Source organism: Mycetocola sp. Y171, assembly GCF_056713165.1.
The window spans coordinates 1,648,239-1,669,758 of sequence record NZ_JBWYGX010000001.1 but is presented as its reverse complement, the minus strand read 5'-3'; the positions used below and the strand labels follow the sequence as shown (position 1 = coordinate 1,669,758).

Genomic DNA, 21,520 nt, shown 5'->3' with positions numbered 1-21,520 from the left:
CCCCGCCGCGAGCGCCGAGTGTCAGCGCGCCGCTGTCAGCGCAGCGGCGTACGCCTGGTGGCCGGCCGCTGTCGGGTGATAGGCGTCAGGACCCGTTGCGTGAATCCACGACACCGGGCTGCCGATCCCATGCCCGGCGAATGCCGTGGTGACGTCGACGTAGTGGATGTTGACGCGCGCTCGGGCGAGCTGGCCGACGACGCCCTGGATGGTGGCGTTCATCGTGGCCGTCGCAGTATTGAGCTGGACGATGGCGGCGTAGTTCGGATCCGTCGGCGGAGGCGTCTCGAAGAGGTAGGGGTACCCCGTCACCAGGATCTTCGCCTTCGGAGCGACGAGCGCGACGCCAGCGAATGTCGCGGCGAGTCGCAAGCCCAGCTTGCTCGGGATGCGTGGCGATTGCGGGGTCAGGAGCGCATACGCCTTGTTGAGGGCCGCCTGACATTCGGGCGAGACGAACGAAACAGAGCAGTATGCCGTGATGGTGCCGACGCCCAGGTCATTCGCTCCGACGGTCAGGGTGACCAGTCCGATATCCCTGGTCTTCTTCACGGCCTTGACGACGGCGGGGAGTTGGCGGGTGAGCACGGTCGTCGTCGTCGCTCCGCTGCAACTGACATCGGCTTTGAGCGCGATGCCGGCCGCGTCGTCGAGCAACTCGGGATAGCTGCTGGGCGTTTGCAGGCAGGCGTTTTCGTATGCCCCTCCACCCTGTCCGGCTGCGTACGAGTCACCGAGTGCAACGTAGGTGGTGACGGACGTTGTCGTCGTGGCGGTGGCGGTCGTGGACGGCGAGGCCTGCGCACTTGCCGGGAGGAGAATTCCTGTGGTCAGGATGGACGCAGCGAGGGCAATGACCCCGACGTCGGCGAAGTGGCGGCTTTTGCGATTCATCGCGCCAAGCTACTCCTCTTCGGGCCGAAAAGACACGGGGTCTGAGCTTTCCTCATGTTTGAATTTCTTCGCTGCTCGATGGCCGGACCGGCCGCCCCCTCGCGAACGACGCTCCTGTGGGATGCTGGCGGGATGACGACGAACGAAGACCGGACCGCCAGAATCGCAGAACTCCGAAGGCACGAGGAAGAACTCGTCTTCGAGTCCTTCGACAACACAGATGCCTGGCGGCTGGGTTCGCTGATCGCTCAGCGCGGACTCGATGCCGGCCACCGGATCGCCATCGACATCCGCCGCCCCGGGCTCATTCTCTTCCGGGCAGCCCTGCCCGGGTCGACCGCCGATCAGGAAGCCTGGATCCAGCGGAAGTCGGCATCCGCCTTCCGGTTCGAGTCGAGCACGGCACTTCTCGGCGAGCAGTTCGCCGCCAATGGGGTGGACCCGTCCGTCGACGGGTGGCTTGACCCCACCCAGTATTCGACCTCAGGCGGCGCTTTTCCCGTGCGGGTCGCCGGCGCCGGTGTCGTCGCGGTCATCACCGTGTCCGGGCTGGCCTCGGACGACGACCACCAACTGGTCGTCGACTCGATCGCCGAGTACCTCGCTGCAGGGTCGCGCTGACCGAGAGCTCAGCGGGTCGGCTCAGGCCTTGCGGAGTTCGTCGCCATGAACGACGATCGCGAAGATGACGATGACGTCGATCGCGATGACGATCAGTGACCAGAACGGCTGCACCGGAATCAGCAGGAGCTGCAGGGTTGCGCTGACGACGGCGAAGATGACGGCGACGACGCGCGCCCACGTGGCCCCGGCGAAGAGCGCGCTGGCGGCGATCATCAGAAGCACGCCGAGAATCAGGTTCCACCATCCCCAGCCGACCAGGTTGAACAGCACGAGTTCGCCGTTCACATTTGCCGAGTGGTAGTTCTCCGGTCCGATCAGCAGCACGAGGCCCTGGGTGGTGCTGAACATGCCGTTGACGAAGAGGATTGCCGCCGCGAAATAGGCCCAACCGGCCCAGCCGACCGACGTTGACTCTTGTGTTCCTGAGGAAGCACTCATGATCCCGACCACTTTCCATTGATGCCCTGCAGCCGGCCTCGTGGTCGGCGCAGACGTGCCGAACTGCTCGTAACGGCACCGATTATTCTCCTGGCACGGCCACACGGTCAACGGAGTGGACACCGGTTGCACCCACCGCGGCCCAAGTTCACCCGTTGCGGATGACGGTGTCGGCCTGAGGCAGGCATCGCCGGGCCGTAGTCGTGGGGCGGATGGGAGTCATTCCATCGCCGCGGTATGGCGACGTGCGCTGGACGATATTCGCAGCACGACGTTCCCCGTCTTGTGACCGGCATCCACATACCGGTGGGCCTCGGCAATGTCTTCGAGGTCGAACGTGCGGTCGATCACCGGACGGAACCGGCCCGATTCCGCGAGGTCGACGAGGTAGGCGAGGTCTTCCGCCCGATTCGGACCGCCGCTGTATGCCACCAGCTTTCCGCTCTTCCGGGTGCGGCTCGCGGCCCGGATCATCCCCGCGAGATCCGTGACGACCATCAGCAACGCGCCACCCGGTCTGAGGGATGCTTCCACCCGCGTGAACGTGGCGGTGCCCGCACAGTCGACGATGACGTCGTAGGTTGCCGGGTCTGCGGCGAAGTCCTCCGTGTTGTAGTCGATCACCCGATCGGCGCCGAGGGAGGCGACGAGGTCAGCCTTGCCGCCGCTGCAGACTCCGGTCACGTGGGCGCCCAGGTGCTTCGCCAGTTGCACGGCTGCCGTTCCCACCGCCCCGGACGCACCGTTCACGAGGACGCGGTCGCCCGGCCTGATGTCCGCCCGGTTCAGGAAGATCCGGGCGGTCATCCCGCCGAAGACGAGCGCAACCGCCTCCTCGAACGTCATGTTGCGTGGCTTCGCCGTGACGGCGGCATCCTGATTCACGCAGACGTATTCTCCGTGCCCACCCCAGTGGGCTCCGAGCATCGTGATGACCTCGTCACCGGGGGCGAATCGGGTGACTCTCGATCCGACTGCTGCAACCACGCCGGCCGCGTCCATCCCCAGGATGCGGTGGCGGGGGCGGAAGAATCCGAGTCCGAACGCGGCAAGCAGCCCAAGGCCCTTCGGAACGGAACGGCTGCGGGCGCGATGATCGGCGATGCTCACTGTGCTCGCTTCGACCCTGATGAGGATCTCGTCCTCACCTGGCGTGGGCCTGGCGACGGTCTCGATCCGCACGACGTCCGGCGACCCGAAGCGGCGGTAGACGGCTGCCGCCATCGTGCCCGACGGTTCCGCGCGTTCGCTGTCGGTCTGGCGCAGCATGGATGCGGTGGGAGAAGGAGTGGTTTTCATGACGAGCCCCTTGGATCAGAAGGTGTACGGTATACACCCTTCACGAGGAGACTAAGGTGTACGGCGTACGCCTGTCAAGAGGTCCTGGCAGTTTCGCGATGCGCCGCCCTGCGATGTGTCGGTCCGGCTGGACGCGCCGACCGGCGACGGATGATGAATTCGGCGACGGCGAGGTTCGCCACCCACGCGGCGCCCATGAAGACCGCGCGCGACGGCTCGTGAGTGGGGCCGAAGATGAGCGCTGCCGGGATGAGAAAGATTGCCTGCGTTCCTGCGGCGACGCCGATCGCATAGCCGCGCGTCATCCAGGCGCTGTGCGCGACGAAGTCGCGACGCAGGGCTGCGGCGAATCCGAGGCCGATACTCACAACCATCGCCGATCCGAAGATCAGGCGGAGGACCATGAGGACCACCCCGTCTCCAGCGGGCAGGTCAGAGAAGGCCGTCATCCACAGGCCGGACACCGCGGCGAGCACGCCGGCAGGCACCAGGACGCGGCCGGCCACCCGGTGCCAGCTTCGCCGGCGGAGGCTCGGGGCGAACTGGAATGCCCCGAGCACGCTGAACACGGTGACCGTGACAATGTGAGTCACGACGGGGATCGGTGAGTCGAAAAATCGCTCATTCCGAGGCGTGATCTCCGCCCCTCCCGTCAACTCTGTCAGGCGCGCGGCTCCGGCGAGGATCGGTATGAGGCTCAGCAGGATCAGTCCGGCCGGGGCCAGCCACTGGCTTCGCGTGCGTCTGGGCGGGGTGGCGACTGCGGTCATGGCCGATTCCTTCTCGTGAATTCAGCGTGAGTGTACGGCGTACACCTCTGTTGGGCAGGCTAATGTGTACTGTGTACTCCTGTCAAGAGTGACGTAGCGAGACGCGCAACGGAGGAAACCAATGCCCGAGCAGATCGACGCGGAGCGCCGTGTCCGCCTGAATCGCGAGCGGGTCTTGCAGGCCGCCGTGACCCTTGCCGATGAGATCGGCATCGAAGCACTGAGCATGCGCAGGCTGGCACATGAACTCGGCGTCGTTCCGATGGCGCTGTACAAGCACGTGGAAAACAAGGAGGCTCTCCTCGACGGCATGGTCGAGGTCATCATCGGCGAGATCGACCCACCGGTCGCAGACGCGGACTGGAAGAGCGCAGTGAGGATGAGGGTGCTGTCTGCGCGGCAGGCACTCCAGCGACACCCCTGGGCACGGCAGGCCATCGAGTCGCGCGTGAACAAAACCCCACCCGTCCTCGACTATATGGACTCATTCATCGGCATGTTCCTCGCCGGAGGCTTCTCGGTGGATCTGACCCACCACGTGATGCACGCCATCGGCGGCCGGATGTGGGGATTCACACAGGAGCTCTTCGATGACTCGACGACTCCAGCAGTGGAGGGGACAGCAACGGTTCCGCCCGCCATGTTGCAGCAACTGGCGGAGCGCTACCCCAACATCGCCACCATGGCCGCGTCAGTGCAACACGAGGAGGAGTCGGTCGTCGGCAGCGGATGCGACGACCAATTCGAATTCGAGTTCGCGCTCGACCTGCTGCTCGACGGTTTCGACCGCCTCCGTGAGCGCAACTGGACGTCCGTGCGGCCGAAGCAGGACACCGAGCTGGTGGCCGGCACAGCCTGAAAGCCGCGACGCTGGACGTCAGACCTGCGGAGAGGCGAGGAAACGGTTGCGCTCCTCGATCAACCGGCGCAGATAGCGCCCGAGGACCAGCTTCTCGGCGAGGATTCCGAAGATGCCGCACGGCGCCGCGAAAGAGACGCGATCGATCATCGTGGTCGTGGGCCCGTCCGCAACGAACACATGCTCGTGCCGGAAGAACCGGAACGGTCCGTCGACCTGCTCATCGACGAACGAATCCGGCGAAGACATGCGGGTGATCCGGTTCGTCATCCGGAACGGGATGCCGAAATGCACGGCGCGCCACGTGACATCCTGCCCGTCGCCGATCAGCCCGGACGTGACCCCGCCGACAGCGCGCTCATTGCTACCCGCCATCGAATCGACATGCTCGTCGATGCTCCGTGACAGGTCGAACGCGGCCTGAACCGGCATGGCAAGCCGGGTGCGGAGCTCGAAGGACACGGCCATCGTTCAGAGGTGGGCGAGAGTGTCGCTGATGTCCGAGGCAGTGGCGAGGATGGCGGGACGGTAGTCGTCCCTGATCCGTTCGAGGCTGGCCGTCGAGGTCGACGTCGACACGTTGATCGCCGCGACCACCGCGCCGTCCGCCCCGCGGAGTGGAGCGGCGATCGACCGCAGGCCCTGTTCCAGTTCCTGGTCCACGAGCGCCCAGCCCTGTTCGCGCACCTGGTGCAGGGTGTCCCGGAGGGCAACTGCATCCGTGATCGTGCTCTCGGTCAGGGCGGTCCGCGCGATCGAGGAGAGATAACGCTCGAGGTCGTCATCTCCGAGCCCGGCGAGGAGCACCCGCCCCATCGACGTGGCGTGGGCGGGGAACCGGGTTCCGACTGTGATGGACACCGTCATGATCCGCCGGGCGGGCACCCGGGCGATGTAGACGATGTCGCCGTCGTCAAGCACCGAAGCGGAGGCTGACTCGTTGAGCCGCCGGGAGAGCTGCTCGAGGTGCGGACCGACGATCTCCGGCAGTGCCAGTCCGGAAAGGTAGGAGAAACCGAGTTCGAGTACCCGCGGCGTGAGGACGAACAGGCGCCCGTCCGCTCGCACGTAACCGAGTTCGACGAGAGTGAGCAGGAATCGCCTCGCCGTCGCGCGCGTCAGCTGCGTTGCTTCGGCGATGTCGCTCAGCGTCATGCTCGGACGGTCCCGCCCGAACGCCCTGATGACGCTCAGGCCGCGTGCCAGAGACTGGACGTACTGTCCACTCGGTTCAGGATCGTCGGTCATGCTCCCCACGCTATCGTTCGAGCACGACGGCCAGGCCCTGTCCCACCCCGATGCAGATCGCGGCGACACCCACACCGCCGCCGCGTCGTTTCAGTTCCTGCGCCAGGTGTCCGATGATCCGGCCGCCGGACGCCCCGAGCGGATGACCGAGTGCGATCGCTCCGCCGTGCACATTCACCCTGGCCGGGTCGAGCTCCGGCCACAGCTTCAGGCAGGCGAGGCTCTGGGCGGCGAATGCCTCGTTGAGTTCCACGAGGTCGACGTCTGCCCAGGTCTTGCCAGCGCGGGCCAGCGCCCGGTTGGCGGCTTCGACCGGCGCGATGCCGAAGGTGTGGGGATCGTTTCCGCTCACCCCGCGTCCGATGATCCGCGCGAGCGGTTCGGCATCCAGAGGGGCATCTTCTCCGCCGATCACGAGCATCGAGGCACCGTCGCTCAACGGCGACGAGTTGCCCGCCGTCACCGAGCCGTTCTCACGGAACGCCGGCTTGAGCGGCGCCAGCGATTCCACGGACGCGTCGTCACGGATGCCTTCATCCCTGCTGAGGGTCGCGCCGGGCACCTGGACGATCTCGGCGTCGTAGTGACCGGAGGCCCACGCCGCTGCGGCATTCCTGTGGCTGAGAGCCGCGAACGCGTCCTGGTCTTCCCTGCTGAGCGAGAACCGCTCGGCGAGCAGTTCAGCGGTCTCACCGAGGGAGACGGTCCACTGGTCAGGCATCCGCGGATTCACCATCCGCCAGCCGAGCGTTGAGGAATGCAGCGTCTCCGGTCCGGCCGGGTACGGCTTCGACGGTTTGAGCATCACCCACGGGGCGCGGCTCATCGACTCGACGCCGCCGGCCACGACGATGTCGGCGTCTCCGGTTTCGACGGCACGACTGGCCTGGATCACGCTCTCGACGCTTGAGCCGCAGAGCCGGTTCACGGTGGCACCCGGCACGGAGGTCGGCAACCCGGCGAGAAGCACCGCCATGCGCGCGACATTCCTGTTGTCCTCACCGGCCTGGTTCGCGTCGCCGAGCAGGACATCGTCGATCCGGGCGGGGTCGAACCCCGGATGCCTCGCGAGCAGTGCCGCGAGAGTGTGGCCGGCGAGGTCGTCCGGCCGGACCCCGGCGAGGCCTTTACCGTAGCGACCGAACGGCGTGCGCACTGCGTCGTAGATGAAACTGCCGGTCATGCGTGCGTCCTGTCGTCGGTGGCCGTTGCGTCGGTCAGGTCGAGTCCTGTGGCCAGCCGCAACTCCTCGACGGTATTGTCGCCGAAGGCTTCGACGACCGCGAGGCCGTCCTGGGTGACATCGAAGATCGCGTGGTCCGTATAGATCCGGGTCACACAGCCGACACCGGTCAGCGGATAGCTGCATTCACGGACGATCTTCGACTTCCCCGACTTGGTGAAGAGATCGGTCATCACGTAGACCTCCCGCGCGCCGATGGCGAGGTCCATGGCACCGCCGACGGCGGGGATCGAGTCGGCCGCACCTGTCGACCAGTTGGCGAGGTCGCCCCGTTCGGAGACCTGGAACGCCCCGAGGATGCAGACGTCGAGGTGCCCGCCACGCATCATGGCGAACGAGTCGGCGTGATGGAAGTATGCGGTCCCCGGGAGTTCGGTCACCGGCAGTTTGCCTGCATTGATGAGATCCGGGTCGACCTGGCCCGCTTCCGGCTCGGGGCCCATGCCGAGCATCCCGTTCTCAGTGTGAAGAATCACTTCCAGATCTGCCGGAAGGAAGTTCGCCACGCGCGTCGGTGCACCGATGCCGAGATTCATCACGGCACCTTCGGGGATGTCGCGGGCGATCCGGGCGGCCAGTTCGTCGCGGCTGATTCTGGTGGTCATGCGACGGCTCCAGCGTCGGCGAGCGAACCGTCGCCGATGAACTCACCGTTTCGCAGCCAGGCGCGTTCACCCACAGCGACCACCCGGTCGACGTAGAGGCCAGGGGTGACGACAGCCTCCGGGTCGAGTGCGCCGAGCTCGACGACGTCGTCGACCTGCACGATCGTCGTCGTCGCGGCCGCGGCCATGATCGGGCCGAAGTTCCTCGCGGTCTTCCGGTACACGAGGTTTCCCCAGCGGTCGGCGCGCCAGGCGCTCACCAGTGCGACGTCGGCAGGCAGGGCGTATTCGAGGACGTAGGACCGGCCGTCGATCTCGCGCGTCTCCTTGCCGTCGGCGAGCGCCGTGCCGTACCCCGTCGGTGTGTAGAAGGCGCCGATACCCGCACCGGCAGCACGGATGCGTTCGGCGAGATTCCCCTGAGGCACCAGCTCGAGCTCGATGTCACCCGCGCGGTACAGCGCGTCGAAGACATGCGAGTCACTCTGGCGGGGGAACGAGCAGATCATCCGTCTGACACGGCGCGCGGCCAGCAGGGCTGCCAGACCCGTGTCCCCGTTGCCCGCGTTGTTGTTGATCACCGTGAGGTCGGTAGCGCCCTGTGCCAGGAGGGCGTCGATCAGCTCCACGGGTTGCCCCGCTCGACCGAATCCTCCGATCATCACGACGGCACCGTCGGCGACATCGGAGACTGCCTGCTCGAGACCGTCGATCACCTTTGAAATCATGTCTTCATCCGTTCACCTAGCGAACATCCGTTCACATCATGATCATGGTACGCCGATCGCTCCGAACAGTCCAGAGCACCCTGTCGGCGCCTGCACCCTTCCACCCGGACACCCGTCGGAGCATACTGACACCATGACGGACAATGAACGTGCCGGTGACGCGGGTTCCGGCAGCCAGGCGACACCCGCGATCATCGTAGGAATCGACGGGTCAGAGTCCTCCGTGAAAGCGCTCCGCGAAGGGCGCAGGCTCGCTGACGCCCTCGACGTCCCCCTCGAAGCGTTCGCGGTCTGGCAGCGCAGTCACTCCATGTTCGACTTCTACCAGTACGAATCCGGCTGGACCCCGGAGAAGGACATCGAGAAGCTGCTCGAGGACACCGCGCAGGCCGCCTTCGGTTCGGACCGGCCGGCGCGATTCACGCTGTCATACGAGCAGGGGATCCCGACGAAGGCGCTCATCAGATACAGCGCCGGTGCGGAGATGCTCGTTCTCGGCTCCCGCGGGCACGGCGGATTCTCGGGCCTGCTCCTCGGCTCAGTCAGTTCCGCCTGTGTCGCCCATGCCACCTGCCCGGTGCTCATCGTGCACAACAACGACCAGGTTCAGCTCGATGCCGCGAAGCAGGCCGCCGGGAAGTGACCAGCGGCCCGACCGACGGAGGCAGGATGGCATACGCTGGCGGTGTGGAGAGTGACAAGCGCTCCAGCAGGTCCTGGCTGGCAAAGGTGTTGAGGCGGACGCCTCGCCGACCGCCGTTCCGGCCGGAGCCGCAGCCACTCGCACCCTTCGAACAGGCCCTCGAGGAGGGCCTCCTCATCGCCAGGCACGGCGTGACCCTTGCCGTGAAGAATCGCCTCATCCTCCGCGCCCTGCAGGAGAACCTCCCCTTCGACGAGGAGGCGACCGCGCACATCGTGGCTGACGAACTGGCGCGTGCCGCAAGGGAGCAGCGTGACAACGCTCAAATGATGACCGAGGCGAGGGCGGCGACCGACCTCTCCGGTGGACTGGCGGACCATGCGCACGATTACCACCTCATCGACGCAGGCACGCTTCGGCGTCGGGAACAGCTCTATCTCGCTCTTGCCGACTCGCTGGAGGAGGCACGGAACGACCCGGATGCCGTTTCAACACTCGCCGAACGGGCGCGCGCAGCGGCGTGGCAGGACATCGGTGAGAACGTCAAGGCCAAAGTCGAACAACGGATGCAATCGTTCTCCGACGACCCCGACTACGTTCTCGACCGTCAGGACCGGCTGCGATTGTTGCTCGAGGTGGACCTTCCGTCACTGGAGCATCAGGGCGACGACGAGCGCTGAGTCCGCAGGCCTTCCTCCACCCAGGCGGGCTCGGCTGACAAGCTGTCCGTGTGGAACCCGCTCGGCCGCTGTCGTGCCCGGGTGCGTTCCCGTCGTCGTCCGACATCGCGGTACCAGGCTGCGCAAAGCACAACGGCGAGGGCAACCGAGACGACGTCTCCGCCGTAGTACATAAGGAGGCTTCCTGTCTCAGCATCCGCCGACGAGACTCCGGCGGGCGGATGACCGTACAGATATTTGGCCAGGATGCTGTGCCCGGCCGCCACGAGGCAGAGCACGACCGCGCGAACGGCGAAACCCGAGCGGTGCGGATTCGGGTCGACACAGGCGATGGAAGCGGTGAAGAGGCACCCGGAAGCGAAGACGTGAACGTGGACGGCAACGAACAGGATGCCGTTGGTGTGGATACTCCCGTAGAGTCCGCCCGCGTACAGCAGCCACATTCCTCCAAGACTCAGACATCCCGCTGTCACCGGGTGGGCGAGAATCCGAACCGGCCAGCTCTTCAGGACACCTGCGAGCCTCCTGGCGGGAACGGCGCTCAGGGAACGCAGTGCAAGCGTCACCGGGGCCGCGAGCACGAGCAGAAGAGGCGCAAGCATCCCCAGACCGACATGGGCGGCAGCGTGTGCGGTGAAATCTTCGTGTCGAGTCGTCGCGACGTGCATGCTGACCGCCGCCACGAGGCATCCGAGGATCCAGGCCAGAATCCGACGTTTTGGCCACCGGGCGCGGCCCCCTGAGCGGAGTGCGGCAATCAGATAGACGGCAAGAGGCACGAGCAGGACCAACCCGCCCACCTCCACGGGCGAGATGCCGCCGCCGTGGTCATGCATCGTCCGACCCGGCTCGTCCCGGTGCACGCCGTCTGCGGATGAGCAGGACTGCTCCTGCACCGGCGAGCAGAACGGCGACCACGTTCCATGCGATGTCATACGGCAACAGATGGACGTCGTACCGGATCTGGTGAAGTCCGAGCAGTTTGTGTTGGACGGTTCCGTCGTACAGCTGGAACACGCCGGCGCCAAGAAGGATGCCTGCTCCCCACCTGCGCCGGTCGAGGCTGTGCTTGCGGCGCAGGTCTGCGAAGAGAAACAGCGCAGCTACGGTGGCGAACCAGCCGAATGCGTGGAAGATGCCATCAGAGATCAGACCGGCGGCGGGGGTGCCACGGTCGTAGAAATGGTGCCAGTGAAGCAACTGGTGGAACACGGTCTCATCGACGAATGCGGCAATGCCGATGCCGAGCAGAACCCCCGACCAGAGGTTCTGCGCAGCGTCGGGCTTCGCGGACATTCAGCCGCGAGCTTTCGTCGTGGTGTTCCGGCGCCCAAGCAGTACGCCCAATGCGACCATGGCGATCGCCAGGACCAGGTGCAACCAGTTGTCCGCGTTGTTTACCGGGACGAAGTTCGCCGGCGTGTCACCGGACACGAAAAGTCCGTAGATCCACAGGACGAAGTAAATCACGCCTCCCCAGATGAGATAGTTCCTGGCGCCGCTGAAGCTGCGCGCGAGCACCACACCGGCAACGCCGAACAGCAGGTGCACGATGTTGTGCAGTATCGACACCTGGAACACCCCGAGCAGAAGCGCCGCAGAATCGCTTCCGGCGAAGAGCAGCGCGTCATAGTTGGTGGTGATGCCAGGGATGAATCCGAGGACACCCACGAGAATGAAGACGATTCCGAAGACAAGCGCCGCCAGCTGTACCGGCGCGCGCCCCGTCCGCGTGTTTTGGGCATTTGCAGGTCGAGATGTCATGATGTGCTCCTTGTTCAGAGTGTGACCAGCCGACGCGGAGAGCCATCGGCCGCGTGCCCCGCTGGAATCAAGCTATTTCGCCGCGTCCTGGCGCGGCAGGGACTTGACTTTGACTTCCGTGAGCCGATTCACCGGGCGATTCTCCGGTGGGCGGTCTAGGCTCGACCTTCGACCAGGAGCGAGGGACCATGACCGCACGAACCGTGATCATCACCGGAGCAAGCGACGGCATCGGTGCCGTTGCTGCGAGGGCCTTGTCCGAGCGCGGAGACCGGGTCGTCGTCGTCGGTCGGTCGCCCGCGAAGACGAAGGCGGTCGCCACCGCCATCGGTGCCGACTTCTTCGTCGCGGACTTCGCCCGCCTCGACGACGTCCGCGAACTCGCCGCCGCCCTCCTCGAGCGGTACCCGCGGATCGACGTCCTCGCCAACAATGCCGGCGGCATCCTCGGCCACAGGGAAACCACCGTCGACGGCAACGAGAAGACGTTCCAGGTGAACCACCTGGCTCCGTTCCTGCTGACGAACCTGCTCATGGACCGCCTGGCCGAGAGCCGGGCCACGGTCGTCAACACCTCGAGCGTGGCGAACTCCCGGTTCGGCAAGTTCGACATCGACGACGTGAACGCCGAACACGGCTACTCCGAGAACCGCGCGTACGGCAACGCGAAGCTGGCAAACATCCTCTTCACCGTCGAGTTGCACAACCGCTACGCCGAACGCGGGATCTCCACCGCGGCGTTCCATCCCGGGATCGTGGCCACGAGTTTCGCCACCGGATCGACCAGCCTCATGCGCCTCGTCTACCGCAGCGTGTTCAAGATCTTCCTGATCTCACCGGAGGAAGGCGCAGACACGCTCGTCTGGCTGGCCACGACGGTGCCGGGCGTCGACTGGGTGCCAGGCGCGTACTACGACAAGCGGCAGATCGCGAAGGCGAACCCGCAGGCGTACGACACCGGGCTCGCCGCGCGACTCTGGGACCTCAGCGCCGAACTGGTCGGCTCACCCGTCGAACGTCGCTGATCCGGCCGAATCGGATGCTCAGTGGGTCACGTCCCACAGGTGGTGCACCGGATCATGCAGGAGGTACCTGCCCAGCGTCACCACGGTGAACCGCGACCCATCGCTGCGACGCCCCGTGCGTTCTGCAGCATCGTCCGGCACCCGCTCGAACGCGTCGGCGAGGGCGAGTCCCGCTGCGACCAGGTCTGACTCGACCTGTTGCGGGTCCTGCTCCTCGTAGCGCTCTGCGACAGCGGTCGCATCCTGGTCCCAGTTCTCGAACTCGGGGTCGTCCTCGGCGAGCATGAGATCGAGCCTGGTGTGGAAGATCCGGAAGACATCCCGCACATGGGCGGAGTATTCGAGGGGCGACCAGGTTGCGTCGTCCGGCCTCGCCCTCACGTCTGGCCTCCTGAGCACTTCCGGCCACCCCCGCACGTTGGCACGGAGCAGGTCGGGAATCTCTCCGAGCGTCACTCCGCTCGAGTCGAACCCGCACTCGGGGCATTCGCGTTCCAGGACCCAGGTCCAGTTCTTCGTGTCGGGTGTGATGACCATGCCCCAAACCTATGGCCGATCCGACCGTGTCCGCCGATGGAAAACTGCCGACAGGCGTCGACTTCCGGTCAACCGCCACAGACGCGACCGACTGCACGGATCGCCGACGACGCGTCAGGCGGCGGGCTGGCAGACGGCTTTGCCCGCGAGCTGTTCGGTCATCTGTTCCTCTGACCATGGCAGACCGACGACGGGAAGCTTCTGTCCCTTCACGGGCGCGGCCTTCGCGGCGATGGCCGCCAGTTTCATGGCAAGCAACTGGGTGAAACCCGCCCCGGCAGTGGAGTTGTTGAGCATGACCACCACGGTGAGGCCGGTCGTCGGGTCGGAGAGCATCGCGGTGATGTGGCCGGGGATCGAGCCGGCCTGTCCGCGCATCGGGCCCATCTGCAGTCCGCCGGGGCCGAATGCCTGCCACGCGGGGGCATCCTCGCCGAGCGGAACCGTCGTCCAGGCGTCCTTTTTCAGCTCCTCGCCGAGCAGCGCGCCTGTCGCGAATGACTGGGCGTACCTGTGCAGGTCGTCGACGGAAGACACGACTCCGCCCGCTGTGAAGACCTGCGAGTTGGACAGCGCCGTTTCGTCCGTGGGGGCGTCGCAGGCGAGCGTGCCGTCGGCGAGCTTCAAAGACTCCCAGCCTGGCGCGAACGGAGCCGAGATGGTCAGCGTCGTAGGCTCGGGGAAGAGGGAGTCGTCCATGTCGAGCCTGTCGAAGACGTAACGCTTGTACAGCGTCTGCCAGTCATCGCCCGTTGCTTCCTGCAGGGCGAGACCGAGCAGGACATAGTTCGTGTCGGACGGGGCGTATGCCTCGCCAGGCGCACCGGTGCCCGGGTTGGCGATCCCGTCCGAGATGAGCTCGACCGGTGACCACTGCCGGGTTGGATTGATGGCGAACATCGCGCCGAGGCTCCCGCTGTAGTCCCCCAGTCCTGAGGTGCCGTGGCACAACTGCCCGAGGGTGATCCCATCGATCCCGACGATCGACGGGAGATGGTCTGAGACCTTGTCGTCGAGTGCGACGGTGCCGTCCTGGACGAGGCCGTACAAGACGTCGCACGTCATCGGCTTGGTGTTGTCTCCGACCCGGAAACGCATGTCGGTCGTCATCTTCTCGCCGCCGCCGGGTGCTGTGGTCCCTGCCGCGCTGACCCAGCTTCCTGACCACGGTGCCCAGACACCGGCGATTCCTCCGGATGCAGCGGCGAGCGCCATCGCTTCGGTCAACGCCGCGTCGAGGGCATCTGCGGAGGCTGCCGGGAGCGCTTCGGCCGGCTGCTCGGGCAGTTCGACGGGAGTGGTGGAGGTGCCGGCGCATGCGGACAGGCCGAGAACAACCCCCATCGCGACCGTCAGCAAAGCAGTGCGACTGCCGCGAGCTTTACTCATTCTCATCCATCCCCCTGATGGCCCTACAAATGGGGAGTCTAGCCGAGCCCGTCACCGCTCGATGACGAGAACCGCTGGATGTTATGCACCGTTACACGATCAGTACAATCGCTTCGTCGTGTCGTCGGCAACCCGCAGCCATCGGCAGCCGTATGCGGGCAGCGTCAGATCGGCGCCGCCGCCATCCGACAATGCAACCTCGCCCGTTTCGAGGAGGTCGATGAGCCGCGTCGACGCATCCGCTCCAGGAACAGTGATCGACACGACCGTCGGATCGGGACTGAAGTTGTGCACGGCCACCATCTGTCCTTCGGCGCCGGTGACGGTGTGTACGAGTACGGCATCGTTCGGCTGCGGGAGCACGGCGAAGTCGCCCCAGCCGATCTCTGCGGAGTTGCGGTAGATCCTGATCAACAGGCGCATGAAATGCAGCAGCGAGTCAGGATCGTGGCGCTGGTCGGCGACGTTGACGTGCTCGGGCGAAAAGCCGTCGTCGACCACAGGCGCCGTCAGCCGCGACTTCCTGGCGCGGGAGAATCCGCCGTTCGTCCCGCTCGTCCACTGCATCGGAGAGCGCACCGAGCCGCGCCCGGGAATGGCGAGGTTCTCTCCCATCCCGATCTCCTCCCCGTAGAAGAGGACAGGTGTGCCAGGCATCGAGAACAGCAGGCTGTACGCCATCCGGATGCGACGCGGGTCGCCGTCGAGCATCGACGGCAGCCGCCGCACGATGCCGCGGTCGTACACCCGCATCTTCTCTTCGGGCGCGAACGCGTCGAACACCTCGGCGCGTTCGGACTCGGTGAGCTTGTCGAGGGTGAGCTCGTCGTGGTTGCGGAGGAAGTTCGCCCACTGCGACTGCGACCCGATCGCGGGCCGGGCGGCGAGGGCGTCGGCCAGCGGCCGCGCATCCTCGCGGGCCAGGGAGAGGTAGAACTTCTGCATGGCGACGAAGTCGAACTGCATCGTGAGTTCGTCGGCTGCCTCACCACCGAAGTACTGCACCTGCTCTTCCCTGGGCAGGTTCACTTCACCGAGCAGGATGCCGTCGCCGGTCCTGCGGCCCAGGAACGATCGCAGCGACTTCAGGTAGTCGTGTGGGTCCCCGTAGGTGTCGCCGGTCGCCTTGCCCGCCGACGGTTCGAGGAAGAACGGGACCGCGTCGACCCGGAACCCGTGGATCCCGAGCTCCAGCCAGAAACCCATCACCTTGGCGATCTCATCGCGCACGCGCGGGCTTTCGACGTTGAGGTCGGGCTGGTGTTTGTAGAACCGGTGCAGGTAGTACTGCCCAGTCTTCTCGTCGAGCTCCCAGACGCTGGACTCCTCGCCGGGGAACACCGTCGCCGCCTGCTTCTTCGGCGGCTTATCCCTCCACACGTAGAAGTCCCGGTACGGCGAATCGACACTCGACCTGGCGGCCTTGAACCACGGATGCTGGTCGGACGTGTGGTTCACCACGAGGTCGACGATCACCCGCATGCCGCGGTCGTGCGCGGTGCGGACCATCTCGACGAGGTCACCATGGTGACCCAGCCGCTTGTCGACCCCGTAGAAGTCGGTGATGTCGTAGCCGTCGTCGCGGTCGGGAGTCGGATAGAACGGCATGAGCCAGAGGCAGGTGACTCCGAGCTCGGCAAGGTAATCCATCCTCTGCGCCAGGCCGGCGAGGTCGCCAACGCCGTCATCGTTCCAGTCCATGAAGGTCTCGACGTCGAGGCAATACACGACGGCGGTCTTCCACCACAGGTCGGCCGTATCGGTCATCTTCATGCTGTCGCCCCCGCCCGCTCGACGAACTGCGGAAGCACCCGGTCACCGAAGACATCGATGAACTCGGACTGCTCCACTCCCACATGGTGAAGGTAGATCTCGTCGAAGCCGAGGTCGAAGAAGCCGGCGAGCCTGGCGGCATGCCAGCCCGGGTCAGAGGAGATGAGCACCGTCGAGTGCATGTCGTCGGGTGTGACGTGCTTCGCCGCCTCGTCGAACGCTTCTGGGCTGTCGAGATCCCAGCAGACCGGAGGGGAGAACACGTTGGTGCGCCACTGGTCGTGGGCGATGGCGAGCGCTTCCTCATCGGTCTGCGCGTAGCTCACGTGGACCTGCAGCACGAGCGGACCACTGCCGCCCGCCCCTCGGTAGGCATCCACCATCCGTTCGAGGTCGGCGGGCGCCTGGGCGACGGTGGCCAGCCCATCCGCCCACCCGGCGGCCCATGCCGCGGTCGCCGGACTCACCGCCGCAGCCAGCAGCGGCGGCGGTGTCTCGGGCCGGGTCCACAGGCGCGCCCGATCGACGGTCACATGGCCGTCTACGCTGACTTCCTCGCCGGCGAACAGCCGCCGCATCACGTCGACGCTCTCCCGGAGCCGGGCGTTTCTCACGTCCTTGCTCGGCCAGCCATCTCCGGTGATGTGCTCGTTCGCCGCTTCCCCCGAGCCGAGAGCCGCCCAGAACCGGTCCGGGTACATCGCGGACAGCGTGGCAGCGGCCTGCGCGATGATCGCCGGGTGGTACCGCTGTCCAGGCGCGTTGACGACACCCAGGCGAAGCGAGGTGGCCTGCAGCGCTGCGCCGAGCCAGGACCACGCAAATGCGGACTGGCCCTGCCGTTCGCTCCATGGGGCGAAGTGATCCGAGCACATGGCGGCCTGGAATCCGGCGGCTTCGGCGCGGACGACCGCGTCGAGCAGTGCGCGAGGGTGGACTTGTTCGTGGGAGGCGTGGAAGCCGATGACTGTCATTCATACCCTTCCGGTCGGTGCCGAGCCTAGGCAGCGGCCCGACGTGACGGCTACCCCTCGCGGTTCGGACGCGTGCCGTGCTAGCGGCGAATTGACACCGTCGAGTCCGTTGCACTCCAATGGGGGCATGACCACCCACGTCTTCACCGCCGACATCGTCGACGCCGTGCTCAGGCACATGAACACCGATCACCTCGCAGACAACCTCGTGATCGTTCGGGCGTTCGCCGATCCCGCCGCCGATTCCGCCGTGATGACGGGCCTCGACGGCGACGGAGGCACCTGGTCCGTCACATCCGCCGGCCAGGAGTCCGAGGCCAGGATCGCGTGGTCCGTCCCTGTCACCGAACGCGCAGGCATCCGCCGCGAAGTGGTCGTGCTCTACGACGCCGCGTGCGAGAAGCTGGGGCTTCCGCCGCGGGCGCACTGACCGGCGCCTGCCTGTATTCGCCCCGGTGACCAAACCGATCGGGCGAGGGGTCCGAATGTGATGGTGTGCGGCAGTTGGCCGCACGGACTATCCAGGAGGAACCCCCATCATGCGCACTTCACCGAATCGTCTCCTTGCCACCATCTTCGGTGGCGTCTACGTTCTCGTCGGTCTTCTCGGCTTCGCCGTCACCGGCGGCGTCAGCTTCATCGCCACTGAGGGCAACCTGCTGCTCGGCCTCTTCGCGGTGAACCCGCTGCACAACATCGCCCACCTTCTCATCGGTGCAGCGCTGCTGATCGCCGGGCTCTCGAACGTTGCGGCAGCCAAGACCGTCAACACGGTCGTCGGCGCCGTCTACCTGCTCCTCGGTATCGTCGGGTTCTTCCTCGTCGGCACCGCTCTGAACATCCTTGCCCTCAACACCGCCGACCACTTCCTGCACCTCGCCAGCGCGATCGTGCTGCTCGGAGTCGGTCTCGCCGCAGACAAGTCAGTCCGGACCGTCAACGCTCACGCGTAACCGACCGAGTAACTGACTCAGACGGAGAGGGGAGTTATCGTGAACGACAGCAGTCGAAGCGTGATGGCCCTGGCGAGCCTGGGGGTGGGCCTTGTCCATCTCGCCGTCGGAGCGGGCTCCCCTCTCTTCCCCGCGATTCTCCTGGTCGGGTTCGGCATCGCCGAACTCGGCTGGGGGATCGCGATACTCGCCCGTGGGCGGATCATCCTCCCGCGGGTCGCACTCCCGCTCTCCCTCGCACCAGTCGCCCTCTGGGGGCTCGACGTCACCGCCGGGATCGCACTCGGCAGCTCGAGCATGACCGCGGCGCTGCCGTTCGGTCCGATGCTTGCGGCATCCGCTCTCAGCCTCTTCATCGGGCTGAGCCTCGCGGTCAACCGCAGACGGGCGGAGTCCCCCCGCGCTCGGCGCACCACGGCAACCGTCACCCGCCCGGGGCGTTACCTGCTCGGCATGACCTGCGGGGCCGCGCTCGTCGCCGGACTCGTCACCCCGGCCCTCGCCGGGACGAATGCAGGATCCCGAGCCGTTCCACACGGCGAGCACGGCACGACGATCGTCACGGACGAGTCGCCGTCACACCAAGGACACTGACACCCACCCCACCGTCGAGGATGGCTATACTAAGGGCACCCTAACCCCGCCAGACGGAGCCCGATGTCGAACCTCATTCCCTTTTCGCAGGAACTGCGGGAGCGTACGCGCACCAGCCACTCCGAAAGCGAAGGCGCCGACTTCATGGGTGACCTGATGACGGGCAAGGGCACGCGCGAGGACTACATCGCCCTCGTCGCCCAGCACTACTTCATCTACGAGGCCATCGAGTGGGCAGCCGACCGGATGAAGAACGACCCGGTCGCGGCGCCGTTCATCTCCGACAAGCTCACCAGGCTCCCCGCGATCGAAGAGGACCTCCGGTTCCTCATCGGCGACACCTGGCGTGAGGACATCAGTCCCCTGCCGACAACGTCCGCGTACGTGGCCCGCATCCGCGAGGTCGGCGCGACGTGGGCAGGCGGTTTCGTAGCCCACCACTACACGCGTTACCTCGGCGACCTGTCCGGCGGCCAGATCATCCGCACCATCATGCAGCGACAGTTCGGCTTCGAGACCAACGGGGTCGGCTTCTACCTCTTCGGCGACATCGCGAAGCCGAAGGAGTTCAAGGACACCTACCGTGAGCAGCTGGATGCCGTTCCCTGGGACGACGCGGAACGCAACCGGGTGATCGACGAGGTCCTTGTGGCGTACCGTTTCAACACCGAACTGTTCACAGACCTCGCCACCGCGAAGGCACAGTCGGTCGCCTAACAAGAACGCGACGCCCACGCGGCGCCGCGGCATCCGAGGAGCAGTGTGAGCGAATTCACGTCGAAACCCTGGCTTGACGCGTACGCGCCAGGTGTCCCCCATGACATCGAACTGCCCACCGGGTCCCTCGTCGACATGGTCGAGGATGCCGTCTCCCGCTTCCGCGGCAAGGAGGCGCTGGAGTTCTTTGGCCGGACGACGAGCTATACAGAGCTCGGCGAGCAGATCGATCGGGCGGCGGAGGGTCTTCGCCGGCTCGGGGTGACGAAGGGCGACCGGGTCGCGCTCGTCCTGCCGAACTGCCCCCAGCACGTCGTCGCGTTCTATGCCGTGCTCCGGCTCGGCGCCGTCGTGGTGGAGCACAACCCGCTCTACACGGCACGGGAGTTGCGCCACCAGTTCGAGGACCACGGCGCCCGCGTCGTCGTCGCCTGGGACAAGGTCGCCGGAATGATCACAGACTTCCCCAGCGACATCCCGCTCGATGCCGTCATCTCGGTCGACGTGACCACTGGGATGCCGTTCGGCACGAGGGTCGCGCTGCGGCTCCCCGTTGCCAAGGCCCGCACCTCCCGCCGGGCCCTGACCACCGGGGCTGCGGTGAAGGGGACGACGAGCTGGTCATCCTTGCTCTCGCACGGACGGCTGCGCCGCAAGCACGAACGCCCCGACGTGAACGACCTCGCGCTCATCCAGTACACGAGCGGCACGACCGGAAGCCCCAAGGGCGTGATGCTCAGCCACTTCAATCTGCGGGCGAACGCCGAACAGGGCCGGGCGTGGGTGCCGGGGCTGGCGGAGGGCGACGAAGTCTTCTACGCGGTCCTGCCCCTGTTCCACGCCTACGGCATGACCCTCTGCCTCACCTTCGCCATGAGCATCGGCGCTACGGTGGTGCTGTTCCCGAAGTTCGACGTCGACCTCGTGCTCAGCGCGTTCGCGAAGACACCGGCCACGTTCCTGCCCGCGGTTCCGCCGATCTACGAGGCGCTGGCGCGTGCGGCCGAGCGCCGGAAAGTGGACCTGTCCGGCATCCGGTTCGCGATCTCCGGCGCGATGAGCCTGCCCGTGTCGATCGTCGAGCGGTGGGAGTCCGCCACAGGCGGTCTGCTCGTCGAGGGCTACGGCATGACCGAGACGTCGCCGGTCGCGCTAGGAAACCCGATCGGACCATCGCGCCGCCCCGGGACGGTCGGCGTGCCGTTCCCCAGCACCGAAATCAGGGTCGTCGACCCCGCCGACCCTGAGGTCGACAGGGGCCCAGGCGAGGCCGGTGAGTTGCTCCTCCGTGGCCCACAGGTCTTCTCCGGCTACTGGAAGCGTCCGCTTGACACCGCGGCCACGCTCCTGCCCGGGGGCTGGCTGCGCACCGGGGACATCGTCGAGGTCGCGGCTGACGGCTTCGTCACGGTCGTGGACCGGGTGAAGGAACTCATCGTCACCGGCGGGTTCAACGTGTCACCGTCCGAGGTGGAGCTCGCGCTGCTGAGCCACCCCGACGTGCGCGAGGCTGCGGTCGTCGGGTTGCCGCGGGAGAGCGGTGGCGAGGATGTCGCCGCCGCAGTCGTGCTGCGCGACGGGGCGGTGTTCGACCAGGACGCGCTTCGTGACTTCTGCCGCAGGGGCCTGACCGCCTACAAGATCCCGAAGCGCATCGTGCAGGTCGACGACCTGCCGCGCTCGCTCATCGGCAAGGTTCTCCGCAAGGACGTCAGGGAGCGGATGCTCGCCGACTGACGGTTGGCCGTCGTGCCGAGAGTGCA

The 21,520-nt window shown here is 66.3% G+C and carries 26 protein-coding genes; 10 read left to right on the top strand and 16 right to left on the bottom strand.

From position 1 onward, the window contains the following. Positions 1-21: 21 nt before the first annotated feature. Complete coding sequence (locus AC1M2K_RS08015) at positions 22-894, bottom strand: SGNH/GDSL hydrolase family protein (protein WP_480240555.1); 873 nt, start codon at positions 892-894, stop codon at positions 22-24. Positions 895-1,026: 132 nt separating this feature from the next. On the opposite strand from AC1M2K_RS08015, the gene AC1M2K_RS08010 reads away from it, so the two are divergent. After that, positions 1,027-1,515, top strand: a complete 489-nt coding sequence (locus tag AC1M2K_RS08010) for a heme-degrading domain-containing protein (protein ID WP_480240554.1) — start codon at positions 1,027-1,029, stop codon at positions 1,513-1,515. Between the two features lie 21 nt (positions 1,516-1,536). Here AC1M2K_RS08010 and AC1M2K_RS08005 read toward each other — a convergent pair whose 3' ends face one another. The 3 genes from AC1M2K_RS08005 to AC1M2K_RS07995 form a co-directional block, all read right to left on the bottom strand. Continuing rightward, positions 1,537-1,956, bottom strand: coding sequence for a DUF7144 family membrane protein (locus AC1M2K_RS08005; protein ID WP_480240553.1), 420 nt, complete (start codon positions 1,954-1,956; stop codon positions 1,537-1,539). Positions 1,957-2,175: 219 nt separating this feature from the next. Next, positions 2,176-3,255, bottom strand: a complete 1,080-nt coding sequence (locus tag AC1M2K_RS08000; RefSeq protein ID WP_480240552.1) for an NAD(P)-dependent alcohol dehydrogenase — start codon at positions 3,253-3,255, stop codon at positions 2,176-2,178. A gap of 74 nt (positions 3,256-3,329) precedes the next feature. Next, positions 3,330-4,025: a DUF2306 domain-containing protein gene (locus AC1M2K_RS07995; protein WP_480240551.1), complete on the bottom strand. Its 696-nt coding sequence runs from the start codon at positions 4,023-4,025 to the stop codon at positions 3,330-3,332. A 121-nt stretch (positions 4,026-4,146) separates the two neighbouring features. On the opposite strand from AC1M2K_RS07995, the gene AC1M2K_RS07990 reads away from it, so the two are divergent. After that, positions 4,147-4,884, top strand: a complete 738-nt coding sequence (locus AC1M2K_RS07990) for a TetR/AcrR family transcriptional regulator C-terminal domain-containing protein (RefSeq protein WP_480240550.1) — start codon at positions 4,147-4,149, stop codon at positions 4,882-4,884. Between the two features lie 18 nt (positions 4,885-4,902). On the opposite strand, the gene AC1M2K_RS07985 is transcribed toward AC1M2K_RS07990, so the two are convergent. Genes AC1M2K_RS07985 through AC1M2K_RS07965 form a run of 5 tightly spaced genes read right to left on the bottom strand, consistent with a single transcriptional unit; the run spans position 4,903 to position 8,708 of the window. Then, positions 4,903-5,352, bottom strand: coding sequence for an SRPBCC family protein (locus AC1M2K_RS07985; RefSeq protein ID WP_480240549.1), 450 nt, complete (start codon positions 5,350-5,352; stop codon positions 4,903-4,905). Positions 5,353-5,355: 3 nt separating this feature from the next. After that, positions 5,356-6,132, bottom strand: a complete 777-nt coding sequence (locus tag AC1M2K_RS07980; protein WP_480240548.1) for an IclR family transcriptional regulator domain-containing protein — start codon at positions 6,130-6,132, stop codon at positions 5,356-5,358. A 10-nt stretch (positions 6,133-6,142) separates the two neighbouring features. Continuing rightward, positions 6,143-7,315, bottom strand: coding sequence for a thiolase family protein (locus AC1M2K_RS07975; RefSeq protein WP_480240547.1), 1,173 nt, complete (start codon positions 7,313-7,315; stop codon positions 6,143-6,145). Next, positions 7,312-7,980 carry a 3-oxoacid CoA-transferase subunit B gene (locus AC1M2K_RS07970; protein WP_480240546.1) on the bottom strand — a complete coding sequence of 223 codons (669 nt, stop codon included), beginning with the start codon at positions 7,978-7,980 and terminating at the stop codon, positions 7,312-7,314. Before AC1M2K_RS07970 ends, AC1M2K_RS07975 begins: the two co-directional genes overlap by 4 nt. Further along, positions 7,977-8,708, bottom strand: a complete 732-nt coding sequence (locus AC1M2K_RS07965; protein ID WP_480238574.1) for a 3-oxoacid CoA-transferase subunit A — start codon at positions 8,706-8,708, stop codon at positions 7,977-7,979. Before AC1M2K_RS07965 ends, AC1M2K_RS07970 begins: the two co-directional genes overlap by 4 nt. 133 nt (positions 8,709-8,841) lie before the next feature. Between AC1M2K_RS07965 and AC1M2K_RS07960 the strand changes: the two genes are divergently transcribed. Further along, entirely contained in the window at positions 8,842-9,351 is a 510-nt protein-coding gene (locus AC1M2K_RS07960; protein ID WP_480240545.1) for a universal stress protein, read from the top strand. A gap of 26 nt (positions 9,352-9,377) precedes the next feature. Then, positions 9,378-10,031 (top strand): hypothetical protein, encoded by a 654-nt coding sequence (locus AC1M2K_RS07955; protein WP_480240544.1) that lies wholly within the window; start codon positions 9,378-9,380, stop codon positions 10,029-10,031. On the opposite strand, the gene AC1M2K_RS07950 is transcribed toward AC1M2K_RS07955, so the two are convergent. Genes AC1M2K_RS07950 through AC1M2K_RS07940 form a run of 3 tightly spaced genes read right to left on the bottom strand, consistent with a single transcriptional unit; the run spans position 10,010 to position 11,795 of the window. Next, on the bottom strand, positions 10,010-10,867 hold the full coding sequence (locus AC1M2K_RS07950) for a cytochrome c oxidase assembly protein (RefSeq protein WP_480240543.1): 858 nt from the start codon (positions 10,865-10,867) through the stop codon (positions 10,010-10,012). The genes AC1M2K_RS07955 and AC1M2K_RS07950 overlap by 22 nt on opposite strands. Beyond that, positions 10,860-11,327, bottom strand: a complete 468-nt coding sequence (locus AC1M2K_RS07945) for a DUF2243 domain-containing protein (RefSeq protein WP_480240542.1) — start codon at positions 11,325-11,327, stop codon at positions 10,860-10,862. The genes AC1M2K_RS07950 and AC1M2K_RS07945 overlap by 8 nt, the downstream gene beginning before the upstream one ends. After that, positions 11,328-11,795, bottom strand: a complete 468-nt coding sequence (locus AC1M2K_RS07940; RefSeq protein WP_480240541.1) for a DUF4383 domain-containing protein — start codon at positions 11,793-11,795, stop codon at positions 11,328-11,330. 188 nt (positions 11,796-11,983) lie between these two features. Between AC1M2K_RS07940 and AC1M2K_RS07935 the strand changes: the two genes are divergently transcribed. After that, a complete protein-coding gene (locus AC1M2K_RS07935; protein WP_480240540.1) occupies positions 11,984-12,820 on the top strand; it encodes an SDR family NAD(P)-dependent oxidoreductase in 837 nt (278 codons plus the stop codon). An 18-nt stretch (positions 12,821-12,838) separates the two neighbouring features. Here AC1M2K_RS07935 and AC1M2K_RS07930 read toward each other — a convergent pair whose 3' ends face one another. From AC1M2K_RS07930 to AC1M2K_RS07915, 4 genes are all read right to left on the bottom strand, one after another. After that, a complete protein-coding gene (locus AC1M2K_RS07930) occupies positions 12,839-13,357 on the bottom strand; it encodes a DinB family protein (protein WP_480240539.1) in 519 nt (172 codons plus the stop codon). Between the two features lie 114 nt (positions 13,358-13,471). After that, positions 13,472-14,746: a serine hydrolase domain-containing protein gene (locus AC1M2K_RS07925; protein WP_480240538.1), complete on the bottom strand. Its 1,275-nt coding sequence runs from the start codon at positions 14,744-14,746 to the stop codon at positions 13,472-13,474. A gap of 99 nt (positions 14,747-14,845) precedes the next feature. Beyond that, on the bottom strand, positions 14,846-16,519 hold the full coding sequence (locus AC1M2K_RS07920) for an alpha-amylase family protein (RefSeq protein WP_480240537.1): 1,674 nt from the start codon (positions 16,517-16,519) through the stop codon (positions 14,846-14,848). Next, positions 16,516-17,493: a TIGR03885 family FMN-dependent LLM class oxidoreductase gene (locus AC1M2K_RS07915; RefSeq protein ID WP_480240536.1), complete on the bottom strand. Its 978-nt coding sequence runs from the start codon at positions 17,491-17,493 to the stop codon at positions 16,516-16,518. Before AC1M2K_RS07915 ends, AC1M2K_RS07920 begins: the two co-directional genes overlap by 4 nt. Positions 17,494-17,620: 127 nt before the next feature. On the opposite strand from AC1M2K_RS07915, the gene AC1M2K_RS07910 reads away from it, so the two are divergent. The 5 genes from AC1M2K_RS07910 to AC1M2K_RS07890 all read left to right on the top strand — a co-directional run bounded on the left by AC1M2K_RS07910 (position 17,621) and on the right by AC1M2K_RS07890 (position 21,494). Beyond that, positions 17,621-17,923: a DUF2470 domain-containing protein gene (locus AC1M2K_RS07910; protein WP_480240535.1), complete on the top strand. Its 303-nt coding sequence runs from the start codon at positions 17,621-17,623 to the stop codon at positions 17,921-17,923. Positions 17,924-18,032: 109 nt separating this feature from the next. Then, positions 18,033-18,446 carry a DUF4383 domain-containing protein gene (locus AC1M2K_RS07905; protein WP_480238583.1) on the top strand — a complete coding sequence of 138 codons (414 nt, stop codon included), beginning with the start codon at positions 18,033-18,035 and terminating at the stop codon, positions 18,444-18,446. A gap of 39 nt (positions 18,447-18,485) precedes the next feature. Next, the gene (locus tag AC1M2K_RS07900) at positions 18,486-19,040 is read left to right on the top strand and encodes a hypothetical protein (RefSeq protein WP_480240534.1); all 555 of its coding nucleotides are present in this window, start codon (positions 18,486-18,488) and stop codon (positions 19,038-19,040) included. A gap of 63 nt (positions 19,041-19,103) precedes the next feature. Continuing rightward, positions 19,104-19,757 carry a biliverdin-producing heme oxygenase gene (locus AC1M2K_RS07895; protein WP_480240533.1) on the top strand — a complete coding sequence of 218 codons (654 nt, stop codon included), beginning with the start codon at positions 19,104-19,106 and terminating at the stop codon, positions 19,755-19,757. Positions 19,758-19,802: 45 nt separating this feature from the next. Beyond that, the gene (locus tag AC1M2K_RS07890) at positions 19,803-21,494 is read left to right on the top strand and encodes a long-chain-fatty-acid--CoA ligase (RefSeq protein WP_480240532.1); all 1,692 of its coding nucleotides are present in this window, start codon (positions 19,803-19,805) and stop codon (positions 21,492-21,494) included. The last annotated feature ends 26 nt before the right edge of the window (positions 21,495-21,520 follow it).